The organism is Gramella sp. KN1008 (assembly GCF_004332155.1).
Lineage (GTDB): Bacteria > Bacteroidota > Bacteroidia > Flavobacteriales > Flavobacteriaceae > Christiangramia.
The window spans coordinates 1-13,470 of the sequence record NZ_SJDV01000017.1 but is presented as its reverse complement, the minus strand read 5'-3'; the positions used below and the strand labels follow the sequence as shown (position 1 = coordinate 13,470).

At 33.7% G+C, this 13,470-nt stretch carries 14 protein-coding genes; 1 reads left to right on the top strand and 13 read right to left on the bottom strand.

Translation table 11 applies throughout. The features are described from left to right. The 7 genes from EZJ28_RS15855 to EZJ28_RS15825 form a co-directional block, all read right to left on the bottom strand. A partial coding sequence (locus tag EZJ28_RS15855; protein WP_131399686.1) for a glycosyltransferase family 2 protein occupies positions 1–756 on the bottom strand: 756 nt, incomplete at its 3' end. Positions 757–773: 17 nt separating this feature from the next. Then, the gene (locus tag EZJ28_RS15850) at positions 774–2,045 is read right to left on the bottom strand and encodes a UDP-glycosyltransferase (RefSeq protein WP_131399684.1); all 1,272 of its coding nucleotides are present in this window, start codon (positions 2,043–2,045) and stop codon (positions 774–776) included. 75 nt (positions 2,046–2,120) lie between these two features. Then, positions 2,121–3,233 (bottom strand): non-hydrolyzing UDP-N-acetylglucosamine 2-epimerase, encoded by a 1,113-nt coding sequence (gene wecB / locus EZJ28_RS15845; protein ID WP_131399682.1) that lies wholly within the window; start codon positions 3,231–3,233, stop codon positions 2,121–2,123. Between the two features lie 9 nt (positions 3,234–3,242). Further along, a complete protein-coding gene (locus EZJ28_RS15840) occupies positions 3,243–4,190 on the bottom strand; it encodes a glycosyltransferase family 2 protein (RefSeq protein ID WP_131399680.1) in 948 nt (315 codons plus the stop codon). 11 nt (positions 4,191–4,201) lie between these two features. Further along, positions 4,202–5,161: a glycosyltransferase family 2 protein gene (locus EZJ28_RS15835; RefSeq protein ID WP_131399678.1), complete on the bottom strand. Its 960-nt coding sequence runs from the start codon at positions 5,159–5,161 to the stop codon at positions 4,202–4,204. After that, a complete protein-coding gene (locus EZJ28_RS15830; RefSeq protein ID WP_131399676.1) occupies positions 5,158–5,994 on the bottom strand; it encodes a glycosyltransferase family 2 protein in 837 nt (278 codons plus the stop codon). The genes EZJ28_RS15835 and EZJ28_RS15830 overlap by 4 nt, the downstream gene beginning before the upstream one ends. After that, the gene (locus EZJ28_RS15825; RefSeq protein WP_131399674.1) at positions 5,991–7,034 is read right to left on the bottom strand and encodes a hypothetical protein; all 1,044 of its coding nucleotides are present in this window, start codon (positions 7,032–7,034) and stop codon (positions 5,991–5,993) included. The genes EZJ28_RS15830 and EZJ28_RS15825 overlap by 4 nt, the downstream gene beginning before the upstream one ends. An 85-nt stretch (positions 7,035–7,119) precedes the next feature. Here EZJ28_RS15825 and EZJ28_RS15820 point away from each other — a divergent pair, with 85 nt between their 5' ends. After that, entirely contained in the window at positions 7,120–8,013 is an 894-nt protein-coding gene (locus EZJ28_RS15820; protein ID WP_131399672.1) for an alpha-1,2-fucosyltransferase, read from the top strand. Between the two features lie 16 nt (positions 8,014–8,029). Here EZJ28_RS15820 and EZJ28_RS15815 read toward each other — a convergent pair whose 3' ends face one another. From EZJ28_RS15815 to EZJ28_RS15790, 6 genes are all read right to left on the bottom strand, one after another. Continuing rightward, positions 8,030–8,911 (bottom strand): glycosyltransferase family 2 protein, encoded by an 882-nt coding sequence (locus EZJ28_RS15815; protein ID WP_131399670.1) that lies wholly within the window; start codon positions 8,909–8,911, stop codon positions 8,030–8,032. Between the two features lie 13 nt (positions 8,912–8,924). After that, positions 8,925–9,620, bottom strand: a complete 696-nt coding sequence (locus tag EZJ28_RS15810) for a glycosyltransferase family 2 protein (RefSeq protein ID WP_131399668.1) — start codon at positions 9,618–9,620, stop codon at positions 8,925–8,927. Positions 9,621–9,674: 54 nt separating this feature from the next. Then, entirely contained in the window at positions 9,675–10,607 is a 933-nt protein-coding gene (locus tag EZJ28_RS15805; protein ID WP_131399666.1) for a glycosyltransferase family 2 protein, read from the bottom strand. A gap of 14 nt (positions 10,608–10,621) precedes the next feature. Next, complete coding sequence (locus EZJ28_RS15800; protein WP_131399664.1) at positions 10,622–11,602, bottom strand: glycosyltransferase family 2 protein; 981 nt, start codon at positions 11,600–11,602, stop codon at positions 10,622–10,624. Positions 11,603–11,620: 18 nt separating this feature from the next. Next, positions 11,621–12,850: a glycosyltransferase gene (locus EZJ28_RS15795; RefSeq protein ID WP_131399662.1), complete on the bottom strand. Its 1,230-nt coding sequence runs from the start codon at positions 12,848–12,850 to the stop codon at positions 11,621–11,623. Between the two features lie 54 nt (positions 12,851–12,904). Then, positions 12,905–13,470 (bottom strand): FkbM family methyltransferase (locus EZJ28_RS15790; protein WP_131399660.1); only part of this gene is annotated, 566 nt, incomplete at its 5' end.

The following is a 13,470-nucleotide window of genomic DNA, read 5'->3' as shown; positions in this document are numbered from 1 at the left end:
AATTTCTCCCCAGTCAGTTTGATTAACAGGATCTACAGCCTTCTCCCTTTTATGATATAAATAGTGTTGCTCGTTTATTCTTAAAACATTTTTCAACCTTGGATAATGATCTAAAACTCTTGTTTGCGAGTTTTCATAAGATTTGTGCCATATATGATAGAAATATACCTCTTCAATGAATTGAGATGTCAATCCATAATTTTCCAGGCGTGTATATAAATCTACATCCTCAGATCCATAGAAATGATAAAACTCATCATAACCTTTTATTTGGAAAAAGGATTCTCTTGTTGTTAAAATCATTCCATTCACACTTCCATATCTGCTTGGTTGGAGCGCATCAAACTGAATTCCCTTTTTTATTTTTTTTGACTCTTTTTCATCGAGATATCCCATTTTAAAATTATAAAATACTCCAGTGGTGGCAATTTCTTCGAGATAAGAAACAGCTTTGGGATGAAAAATAAGATCAATATCGGCTATAAAAATAAAAGGATTGGATGCCTTTTTTATTCCAAAGTTCAGAGCCCTGCTCTTATTCCATAATTGATGGGATACATCTAAATAGATATACTTTACAAAGTCAAATTTCTTAATTAATTTTTCAATTTTACCCGAATAAAATTCATTACTCCCATAATTCACAAAGATCACCTCGAAGTCACATCCAGACTGGTCTTTTAATGACTGGAGTGATGCTTGCACACGTGAAACCTCTCTATCTCTATATGCATAAATGATACTTATTTTATTCATATCCTTTTGATGTGAAATTAAAGCTTTTGGCCTAAGCTGTTAAAGATTTTATTAATTTCATCTTTAAGATATTCAGGTCCTAAGTATTTTTTAAGGTCTGGTCTATCAAGGCTCAAGACACCTGAAGCCTTTTTCCACCTGTAATATAATTCTTCAATCATATTAGTTATTCCCTCTTTATCATCAATTGACGTAGAGTAAGGATAGTTTTCTCCCAGTAATCTATTGGATTCACTAAGCACAGGTCCCAGATATAAAATTGGTTTATCAGCCTGAATACAGTGTGGAAATTTTCCTGGTAAAAATGGGCTTATCTCAGATTTAGCTTCCAATATAATATTGACTGAACTATAACTTTGTAAGGAATGGACATAATTGAATGGCAGTTTTTCTTCTACCAGAATTAGTTGGTCTAATACTGACTTTTTCTTGTTTAACCAATTTGAAAATACGCTTCTACCTCCCACTAAAATTAATCGAGAATCCTTTTCTGCCTCCGGATTTCTATTTAAAAAAGCTTCAAATGATTCTACCAGCACTTTAGGATTTCTTGGTTTTAATAAAGAACCCGCATGCATGAGGTTAAAATGCTTACTATTAAAATATTCCGGAAGGCTATCATTATCAACCTCAATTTCAAATACCTGATGAGGAATAATATATCCCGTATCAGTGAATTTAGGATAATAACTCGCCATCCAATCTTTTAATAACAAGCTGGGAAAAGCACTGAATGCTGCTTTTTCTGAAATATCCCTGATCAATTCCCATTTTTTTCTGTAGCCGGGTTCTACCCAGGCAAATGGTCGTGGATAAAGATGCATTGGATAGGGATCATGGATATAGGCGAGCCATTTCTGATGTAACTCGGGAAGCTTTAATAAGGCATGATGAGGACGGAAACTACCTGCCTGACTTAAAGTTATAATCAGTTCCGAATTAGTCTCATTACTTTTTTTCAGTTTAGAAACAATACTATTTCTATCATTAAAAAGAGTAAATGAAAATCCAAAAAATTTTTCCAGCTGCTTATTAGGTTCTATCTTAAAAAAATACCGAATATATCGCTCAAGTCGGCTTAAAAAGAATAAAAAACTCCTCCTGTTTTCCCTAATTTCAGTACATTCAATCCCTTTTAAGCGAATATTTTTTTGTGAATAATGATAAACACTTAGATCAAAACCAGCTTCGTGCAGATTATTTATAAAAGCTACATTAGCCTTAGCTCCACTACTCCCGTCTACATCGATGGACTCAACTACTACTAAAATCTTTCTTTTAGGTGGCAAATTTGAAGGCTTTTATGCTGTAAAGCTAAAAATTTAGTTTAACATTCTGTTATAGCTTATTAAATCCTCTTCATCCTACTCCTTTCCCGAACAAAAAAGTGACAATTCATCAACAATTTTAATTGCTGCGGTTCCATCTCCATATGGGTTTTGAATATCAGAAAAACGATCATCCGGTTTCAGATATTTATTGGACTCGGCAACAATTTTATTTTTATCAGCACCTGTAAGTACCGCTAAACCTGCTTCCACAACTTCCATTCTTTCAGTAAGATATCTGGTAACTATAACAGGCGTTTTAAATGATGGGGCCTCTTCCTGAATTCCTCCGGAATCTGAAATAATGAGTTTTGCTCTGTTCATCAACCAAATCATTTCGGGATATGATACAGGTTCTACCAAATGTATATTTTCCATGTTTCCAAGCTGATCGTATACTGGTCCTTTCACATTTGGATTAAGGTGTACCGGATAAATAATTTGAGTATAATCTCTTTTCGAAAGTTCTTTTAAGGCCTCACAAATCTCCATTAACCCATGGCCAAAATTCTCTCTTCTATGACCTGTAACTAAAATCAAATCCTTTTCAGAATCAATTAGATCAATTAATCTTTTATCTATGACAACTTCCTTAAGTTTGATTTTATTAAAAGCCCAGTAGAGAGCGTCAACTATCGTATTTCCCACCAATCTGCTAGTGTTTTCTGGAATATTTTCCCTGATTAAATTGTCTATCGCCCTTTGAGTAGGAGCGAAATGTAAATCAGCTATCCTGGCAATCATCTGCCTGTTCAATTCCTCTGGATATGGGGCAGTCTTATCAAAGGTTCTTAAACCTGCTTCAACATGAGCCACCGGGATCTTCTTGTTAAAAGCAGCCAGCGAAACTATCGCGGCACTGGTAGTATCACCCTGTACCAGCAACACATCCGGCTTTTCTGCATCCAGAATTTCATCAGCTTTCGAAAGAATACGTGAAGCAATCATGTTCAATGACTGTCCCGATTGCATAATCTCCATATCATAATCCGGCTGAAACTGAAAAAAATCAAATATCGGTGCTAACATTTCCCTATGCTGACCTGTTGAAATTATTCTAAATGGAATATTCCTTTTTTTTAGTTCATGACAAACGGGTGCCATTTTTATAGCCTCAGGCCTTGTACCAATGCATATTAAAACTTTCAAAGCAGTAAACTATTTAAAATAACGTTTGTACCATGGCATAACTATCTTAAAGATTTTATATCTGGTAATGTAATAAGTATATCGGGAAGGGTAGACTCCATTTTCTATAAATAAATATTTATTATTCCGGATTAACTCTTTATCAGACTTACCAAATAACAAAAGTAATTTTCGCAACTTCCATTTCATAAAACTTTTAGCCTGTACATCTTTAAGTTTAAGGTGTGCCTGAATTAATTTATATCCATAAATAAGTGAAGCTAAATTTTTTGAATTAAAAGAGCTGCTTATTCTTTCGCCATCATGCACTCCATAAAGAACTCTGCATCCCTTAGTGTTCACCAATCCGTTTGAGACCAGGATTATCCTTGTAAAATATTCGGCATCCTGATTTATGGATAAATGAATATTCCAGGGACCAGCTAGTACAGCGAGGGCCCGAGGAATCAGATAGGCGTGAGGAGGAACATATGTTTCCCTTTTTACTAGTGAATTAAAAAAATCTTGTGGCAGAAGTACCTCATCATCATCAATAACATTGTGTGGTTCAAAATCTTTACCCTCCCAGTAGACATCCCAGTCGCAGGTAGTGAATTGTTTTAGATCAGCCTCTTCAAGTTTTTGAACCTGCAACTCTAGTTTATTCTCTGAAAGAAGGTCATCATCGTCCAACCACTGGATATATTTACCCCTGCTTTTGACAAATCCGTAATTTCTTGCACCACACGCACCTTTAGCAAAATCCTTACTTCTAATGTAATACTGAAATCTTTGATCTTCACCTGAAATTTTTTCTACTACAGCTGCTGTATTATCGGTGCTGCCATCATCTACTATAATGCATTCCCAGTTTTGCAAACTTTGGTTCTTTACCGATTTCAGGGTCTTTTCCAAATATTTACTCCTGTTAAAAGTAGGAACAATGATAGAAACAAGAATATTTGGGTCGATGTCCATTCACTTAAATTTTAAACCCAGGTAGAAATTTTACCCAGTATTTTATAGTGTAGTCTACTTAGAAATAGACCGATTTTTATAAAATAAATAAGTCCGGTTCCAAGATCCCTATTGTTTTCAACATAGGCCAGCAAAGTTCTCACGATTGCTGGATTATATTGGTAAGTCAAAAAAGACCTGGTAAAGAAAATTATACTTTTTTTTGTATGTAAATTATTTTTGGTCAGATAGTTCACAAGGATCAAACGGCTAACCGAAGAAGACTTTCTTCTCTCGTAATCTTCATCTTCTCCCATTGTAAGAGTACTGGGATGCTTCCTATAACCAAACAGAAAATGATCTACTACTTCGTAATTATCAGGATATTCATAACCTATTCGTATAAATAGCTCCCACTCTTCTGCATATCGTAGCCTTTCATCAAAACGAAATTTATCTATCAGGTCCATATTCCAGAGACCGCTTAGACTATTCATTTTAAAGTTACCGGTTAAAATAGCATCTCCAATGTGATCGTGATGAAGCCTTAATTCCGGACTTGCGGTTGTAGTTTCATCACCATTCATCTGAATTATTTTGTCATATTTACAAACAGTGAAATTTAAAGTCCTGTTCTTTCGAAAAGGTTTCACCTGTAATTCCAGTTTTTCAGAATACATTATATCATCATCATCAAAAAACTGAATAAGATGGGCCCCGTTTTCACGTGCCAGGTCCAGTCCAAAATTTCGAGTGCCCGATAAACCTTTGTTGTAGGTATCAGGTTTTGTATAAAAACTGAATCTATCGTCGTTTTTTATAAAATCCGCGACTACTTCCGGAGTTTCATCAGTAGAATTATCATCGGTTATATAACATACCCAATGAGGATAGGTTTGATTTTTAATAGACTTTAAAGTTTCTATAATATAAGAAGCCCTGTTACAGGATGCCAGCAATATAGTAACTTGTAGATCCTGCATCTCTTTCATCCTTTGAAAATTGATTTTAACTTCCTTAGCGGTGTCAAGACAACCTCTCCCACACGGTATTCCAGTTGATGCTCTATTCTGTCCCGTTCAATGGCTCCCTTTTCAATTCTTTCAAACATATTATCTACAAAGCCTTCAAAATTATCCTTATACAGCTCTTTATGTTTAAGAATGATATATTTGAATTTTTCCAGCCTTAGATGTCTTATTCGCTGAGTCGTTGAATTTTCCCTAATCTGGTAATTAAAAAGAATTTCAGGAATCACATAGGCATAGCCTCCGGTTTTTAAAAGCTGGATATATAATTCCCAGTCTTCAAACCCCAAAATTGGTAGTTTTTCCTCATAACCACCGATAGCCTCCCAGTCCTTTTTTCTGAACATGGAACTGCCTACAGCAGCATTCGCAAAGAGAAAGTTTTTTATATCACCGCCGGCAGGTTGAAAAACCCCAATATTCTTTCCATTGTATATCCTATTCACTTTACAAGTGACAATCTTTACCTGCCCATCATTCTTCATAACCTCTATCGCCTTGTGACAAAAGCTTTTTTCAAAAGAATCATCAGAATCTAGATTCAAAATAAAATCTCCTGAAGATCTTTTAATCCCATTATTCCTGGCAATACTCTGGCCCTGGTTCTCCTGCTCTATCAGTATATCTATATTCTCCTTTACTGATGAAAGAGCTTCCAGGGTCGCTTTATCCTCAGATCCGTCATTTACTACGATAATTTCTTTATTCTCATAAGTCTGATCAACGGCCGATCTTACCGCATTGGCCACATTTGGATCATTATAACAGGCAATAACGATGGAGATCTTTTGATTCATCGATTGAGTAGATTTTTAAAGTTCTTGTCATACTTCATGGCAACATTGTCAGGAGAATATTTATCAAGAAGCCTTGGCTTTATTCCTTTCCTATGCATTTCAATACCTTCTTCAAGAGCATTTACTACTGAAGATATGGAATTAGGATTAAAAACAGGAAGTTTATGATCGGTTAATTGTTCTTGAATATTTCCAATTGCGGGCCCCACGGTTATTTTTCCGAAAGTTAAACCTAATAGTACATTTCCAGAATTAAGCAGATCGATTCTTGGAACAAATACGATGTCTGCAGCCGATATTCTCAATGAAAAATCATTATTATTTAAAGTTTCATAATTAAAATAATAATACGGAGGCTGGTATTTTTGACGAAATTTTTCCTTTATATAATGCTGAATATCAAAAATTGGCTGCAACCTAACTCTCCCTTTAAAATCGAATTTCATTTCGTTTCTCATATTAGTGGAAACAAGCACTTTATCTTCCCGTTCTAATTTTTGAAACGATTTCAGCAATAAGTTTCTCTCTTTAAAAGTTCTTATTTTTCCCGGAGCAACAATAACAAGAGCATCCTGAGCAATTCCAAGCTTACTCCTTGCTTCTTCTTTAGAATATTTTGTAAAGGTATTAGTTAATGCAGGATGTGGAATTAGTTTATGCTCAGCCTTAGGGAACTTTTCCCGATAGAGCTGCTTGCTGTAATCACCAAGATGAATAAAAAGATCTGTATTGTCCTCAATAATTTTAAACAACCTTCTAAAATTAGGTGTAGTACCTTTAACCCTTGCAAGATCATGTTTGGTATAAATTAGTTTTGCATGAGATTTCCATTTTAGAATGCGTTTTTCCAGATCATTGAGCTGCTTCGTATCCGGCTCCTCCCAATTAAAAATCGCCTCGGGCCAGTGCACATTTATAAGCTTACAAGTATTGCCAATCTGCGAATATTTTTCAAAGATAAAATCAGCTTTAGAAAACCTCCTTATTTCCTCTATATAAGGATAAAATTCTTTCTGATCAGATGGTAAGAATACCTTCAATTTATAGAGATTGCAATTGTTTAACTAATAGAGCGAATTTAAAATTTTTAGAAGAACTTAAGGCAAATAATTTATTTTTACGGGAATGATTACTTTTTCTAGATTAGGTAAAAAAGGAAACTTAGGAAACCAGCTATTCCAAATAGCCTCAACTATAGGACTTTCCCATAAACATAAACAGCCTTATGTTTTTCCTAACTGGGAGTATGAAAAATTTTTCGAAATATCTTTACCTCATGGCAAAATCCCGGAAGCCCAGCTTATAAAAGAAAAGTATTTCCACCTTTATGAATGGGATTTAGACAATGGCGATTATGACATTCTGGGATATCTGCAGACAGAAAAATATTTTGACATCCCGTTTACCCGAAAAAATCTTTCTTTCAAACCCGGTTTTATTGAAAAAATTAAAGCTAAAAAACCTCTCTCTGGAGATCCCAATAATATTCTAATATCTGTACGCAGGGGTGATTTTGTTCATCATCCATGGTTTTACCAGTTATCTTATAAATATTACCTGGGAGCACTAATTCATAATTTTCCTGATTGGAAAAACAGACATCTTATATTTATCAGTGATGACATTTCATACTGCAAAACTCAATTTTCTAATCTTAAAAACAGCTATTTTATTGATGATCTTTCGCCTATTGAGCAGTTAGCCTTTGGTTCTACGTGTAAAGATTTCATAATTAGCAACTCTACCTTTTCCTGGTGGGTAGCCTGGTTAGGTGAGAAAAAGGATTCTAAAGTTATTGCTCCCATAAAAAATTTCAGAGGCAAACATGCTAAAGTAACCAACGAAAAAGATTATTTTCCGGAAAGATGGATAAGGTTTAACCATCATAATTATTCCATCCCCTTAGAGCATATCCAAACTATACTGGTTGGAGAAATGTATCGCTTAAAAGATCATATTCAGTATCTCTCGAAAAAGATCAGGGAAAAGTTTATCAAAAAAAAATGGAAGAAGCTTTGAGGCCCTGGTAAATCGTTTAAATGGTTCTGTATACTCCTGCAAAAAAACCTTTAAGTCTGCTTCGGTAGAAGGGTTTAAAATATTTTCCTTTAAACCTGTTTAAAAATTCATTAAGTAAAAGATTAAAATAATATCTTCTAACAGTTTTGAAGTTTGGGTGGTACCTTTTACAGAATAGTAATCTGTTCCTCATAAAATAGTAATGAAATATTCCATTTTTTTCACTGGTAAGATTGAATACCTTAGCATTAGAATTTACAGCGAGTTTCCACCCTTTTCTTTTTGCTTCCACACACCAGTGAGTCTCTTCAAAATAGAGAAAATACTTTTCGGGCAACATCCCAATTTCTTTAATTGCACTGGCACGAAGCAGTATGCAACTACCATCAACGTAATCTATATCATAATCCTTTGAACCGGATACATCAATATCTTTTAGCCAGGAATTTTTGTGTTCAGTACTGCATTTTTCATCAAAGTATAGTTTTTCTCCATCGCTAAAAATCACTTCTTTATCTTCTCTCCTGAGGATTCGAGGCCCAATCGCAGCAATTTCTTTATCTGCGTTCATCGTACTTAAAAGGAGCTGGAGCGATTCCTTTTCTACGCGAATATCCGGATTAAGTATCCATATATATTCAGCCTCCTGTTGTAAGGCTATATTAATACCAACATTATTTCCTGCTGCATAACCTTTATTGCTATTGTTTAAAATGAGATTAGATTTAGGAATAGCATTTTTTAATAGCTGCCTGTCTTCTTCCGGGGACGCATTATCGATCACCAGTATTACTAACGATTTTTCATTAAGCTCCTCTAAATTACGGAACAAAGCAATACTCTCTTCAGAACTATTATAATTCAATATAATGGCATATGTAAGTTGAGAAGTAGTCAATCAATAGTCTCTTTTAATTAATCAGGTCATTACGTCTCCCGAAGTCTCCAAAATTATTGAGACGAACATAGGCTTTATTCAAACATATCAATTTAGGGATAGTGTCTGACAATTTCTTTATAAAACGATAATCAGCACATTTCCAGGCATCCCATTTAAATTTTGTTGCATACCTATTATGAAATAAAAAACAGGGAGTCCCTATACCATACAATTTTATCTCCTGATCTTCTATCATTTTACTTGTAGGTAATCTACTTCCATCAGGATATTCCATTTGCCAGATTATCAAGGTTCTCTTATCGGCTTCCTTAACAACCTCGGCAAGTTCTTTTAATACATTAGGATGAGCCAGCATATCATCATCATCCAGTAACATCACCCAACCATGTTTCACCTCTTTCAGTAAGCTGTTAAAATAAAGATTATGCGGGGAGAATTCTAGGTTCCCTGGATTTTTAGATAATGGAACATCTTTCTCTTTCTTTTTTTTAACTTCTACTCTTTTAACATCATATTCTTCCAAATAAGTAAGATCCTCAGGATTATCATAACTCACAATATGCAAGAAATGCCTATAAGTTTGCTCCTGAATAGATTCATGACATCTTTTAAATCCATTTGGTCTTCCTGAAGTTCGGGTAAGGATATTGAAGAAGACTGGGCCTTCATCCTTTTTTTTGAATATTTCCTTCAGAAAATCAATCATAGAATTCTTCTAATTTTCAAGAGTCTTTTTGATCCATAAATATAGAACATCCTCTTAATTGCCCTTTAGAAATACGTAACCTTTACCTATAAATTTAAAAGAAACCACCGCCAGAGCATATTTGATCAACCAGCGGAAGAAATGAAAACCAGGAAATGCCAATCGCCTGAACAACTGAAAATTCTTCCTGCTCATTCCTTTAACTTTCCATAAGTATTGATATTTCTTAAGCTGATCCTTTAGATAAAAATATTTGATCTCATTAGAATTTTCCTGTGATAATACCTCATCTATCTGCCTGTCCACTGCCTCATAATTAGACATCACCACCTCCACTGAAAGATCGTTGGAGATGGAAGAATGAGACTGGCGATACCCGGTAAGATACTTCTCAACAAAAACAATTTTGGGATTTTCAAGAAGCATTCTAATATGAAAATCACGATCCTGGCCTCGAAGCAACTTCTCATCAAAAAGCTTCTTTTCTTTTAGGAAGGACCTTCGATACATGGGATCTGGCAGGTACCAGCTCACATCCAGGCATACATAATCTTTTAGAAGTCTTTCACTTGCATGTGTTCTTTTCTCCTTCCTGATAAACTTTCCTTCATTATCCAAAAGCTCATGCCTTGAGATCACCATATCTGTATCGGTCTTGAAACTTTTAATCTTCTCCTCAAGGAAATTTCTTTTCATTAAATCGTCACTGTCAAACCAGTTGACATAAGCACCTTTGCTCTGGGAGTAGCCATAATTTCTACATGAATTTGCTCCTTTGGGCATGGAAGAAGGTCTCTTATAATAATGGATACGAGCATCTGAATTTTTGTAGAATTCCATCAGTTCTACCATATAATCGTTAGAGCCGTCGTCTACAACAATGCATTCCCAGTTCTTATAGGTCTGGGCAATTATACTGTCAAGAGTTTCCCCTATAAACTCATAGCGATTGTAAATGGGAATAATTAATGAAATTAAAGGTTCCACTTAAATATTTTTTTCTAGTATTGACCATATAGATCACTGTAACTGTTATACAAGGAAATAAATTTTCTTCTGAAAATATTTCCTTTATTAAAAATTTGAAAAAAAAGCTGATACATTAAATAACACATAGCTAACGTATTTTTACCAGTCTTATGAAACCACCTTGTATAACTTAAAACTTTTTTCCAACTACATTTTCTATCAAGGGTAATTGCCACGCCTTTGTATAAACAAATTCTCTCTCCTTTGGTGTTTCCAATTTCTCGAAGATCTTTCCAAGTGTAAAATTGTAAATTCAGTTGATTTTGAGCCAAAAGTTGTTCATCATCGCGCAATTTAGATTGAATTGAATTAGGATGTATTCTTCTCAAGGTAAGAAAGGAGTCTAATATTTTACCATTGACATTATAACTTGTAAGCTTGCAAAAAAAATTATATTCCTGACCTGAAGAGAGTTTTTCATTAAACTTAATTCCTTGCAAAATTTTACGTTTACCCATGAAGTCATAGGTTAGCCAGTTAATCTTTTGCTCTATATAATTAAGATTAGTAACTGAATATTTATGAAATCGATAATAATTTTCATTTCTGCTAATAATTTTTCCTGGATTAGGATCTCTAAAATTAATGGATTTTGAAATTACGAAATCATAATTTGTTTGATGTAATGCACGGATTTTTGAAGCTAAAAAATCAGGAACCATCAAATCATCACTATCAAACCATTGAATATATTCTCCTTTACTTAACTCAAACCCGTAATTCCGGCAAGAGTTTGCTCCCTTACGACGATGTCCTTGACGCCGGTAAAAAAAGATTCTATCGTCTTTTTCACAATAAAAATCCATTAGTTCCTCTATATAGTCATTAGAACCATCATCCACCACAATACATTCCCATTCCTTAAATGATTGTGCCAGAACCGATTCGAGTGTTTCACCTATTAAGTGCGTACGGTTATAAGTTGGAATAATAATGGAAACTAGATTATTCATTAAAAGAAATATTGTGTCTTATTGAGTCAAATAGAACTTCTCTAATTTCTCGCCCAGTATCTGTGAATCATAATTATCCTCGACATATTTTCTTCCTCTTTTTCCCATTTCTCTGCGTAGTTGCGGATTTAACACCAAAATTTCAATTTTTTCGACAAAGGCTTCAATATCAGCTTCTCTTACTACAAATCCTGTTTTTTCATTTAGCATTCCATATTTCATACCACCTACATCTGAAATTATCACAGGTAATTCCATCGCTTGTGCCTCCTGAATTACCAATCCTTGCGTTTCCGCTCTTCCAGTTTTATCATGAATTCCGGGTAATAGGAAAAGAGCTGACTTGTTCATCCAGCTTTTAATCTCTTCTTGAGTTAAAGCTCCAGTTAAGATCACCTTTGTTGCCAATCCATACTTTTGTATGAGACCATTTAATTCATTGTTCAATTCCCCTTCACCAATAATTATTAACCTAAGGTTGTTATATCCCTTTTCGACCAATAATCTGAATATTTCAATACATAAATCAGGACCCTTAAGAGAAATAAGCCGTCCCACAAATAAAATATTTAATTCGTCTAGTGGTTCTTGTATCTTTGGCGAAAATTCATCTACATTTAAACCTACGGGAAGGATAACTATTTTTTTATGATCCGTAATTTCTTGTAATAAGGACTTTGCATATGGGGTGTTCACGCTCATTAAATCAACTTCCAAAAAAAGCCTTTTATAATCTTTTTTGAGCTGCACTAGAATACTTGGATTTAGATCATATCCATGAAAGGTTACAATAAACTTGGACTGATGAAAAAACCCTAGTTTTCTTAATTGAGCAAAAAAGATACCGGCATGACCAAAATGAGCATGTACCACGTCAAAATTTTGTTTTTTTAATATCCACCAATGCTGGAAATAATATTTTATGTCAAAGGTTTTTGTTTGATAATTGAAAAACTTGAATTTTTTACAAAACCGTTTCCAATTAATATATCCAAAATTTTGTAGCAAATTTTTTATTATAAAAACTCTTGGGCTGGAAGTAATTTTCTTTTCGAAACGATAAACCACCTTTTCGAACAAATTATTGTTTAATATTTTTTGATGGATTATAGCATTATTACCTTTAGAAAGAGAAAAAATTTCAACTTCGTGTCCTCTATTAATTAAATCTGTAATTTGATTAACTATAAAAGTTTGGCTAGTCACAGGAAATTGGGGTACTATAAAGGCAATTTTCAGTTTTTTCATTAATAATTAGAATTGTAAGAAATAGATTAACCTGGTTTGATGTAATAATTTCTATTATATAAGATTATCAAACAAAGTTGTTTGTTCCCTTATTTTATCTTCTAAATTATTATGGAATATAATATAATTCCATTCCCAATTAATTATGGATTCATCAAAAACAATAAATTCTTCTAATCTTTCGGCTTTGAGTTCCTTTTTTAAGTGGAAAAGCTGAAATTCATTAGTGTCAATCACTTTATTAAGCTCAGTTGCAACTTTCTCATTCAAAATTTCAAGAATAATTATTGGCTTAAATTTCAATAAATATCTACCTAAACCTTCAATAGCTTGAGGCTCATAAGATTCAATGTCAATTTTGAGTAAATCAATTTTTAAAACTGATTTTCTTTCTATATAATCAGAAAGAGTAATAGTGTTAACGCTATATTTTATTATATCACCCGAATAATCACGTCTGTTAATAATACCAACAGGTGATAAAGAAGAGGTAGTTTGATTTGGATTCAGTTGATCATAAAAGGTTTGCTTATTACTCTTATTTGATATTGCTAATCTTTCACATACAATATCAAAATTATTTAAATAGTTATTTTTTCTTAATTTTTTAAAATTACGCG

Excerpts from the sequence above, each read along its gene's own strand:
- EZJ28_RS15840 (WP_131399680.1), bottom strand. The coding sequence starts at position 4,190 with ATGGACATCGACCCAAATATTCTTGTTTCTATCATTGTTCCTACTTTT.
- EZJ28_RS15835 (WP_131399678.1), bottom strand. The coding sequence starts at position 5,161 with ATGAAAGAGATGCAGGATCTACAAGTTACTATATTGCTGGCATCCTGT.
- EZJ28_RS15830 (WP_131399676.1), bottom strand. The coding sequence starts at position 5,994 with ATGAATCAAAAGATCTCCATCGTTATTGCCTGTTATAATGATCCAAAT.
- EZJ28_RS15820 (WP_131399672.1), top strand. The coding sequence starts at position 7,120 with ATGATTACTTTTTCTAGATTAGGTAAAAAAGGAAACTTAGGAAACCAG.
- EZJ28_RS15810 (WP_131399668.1), bottom strand. The coding sequence starts at position 9,620 with ATGATTGATTTTCTGAAGGAAATATTCAAAAAAAAGGATGAAGGCCCA.
- EZJ28_RS15800 (WP_131399664.1), bottom strand. The coding sequence starts at position 11,602 with ATGAATAATCTAGTTTCCATTATTATTCCAACTTATAACCGTACGCAC.
- EZJ28_RS15795 (WP_131399662.1), bottom strand. The coding sequence starts at position 12,850 with ATGAAAAAACTGAAAATTGCCTTTATAGTACCCCAATTTCCTGTGACT.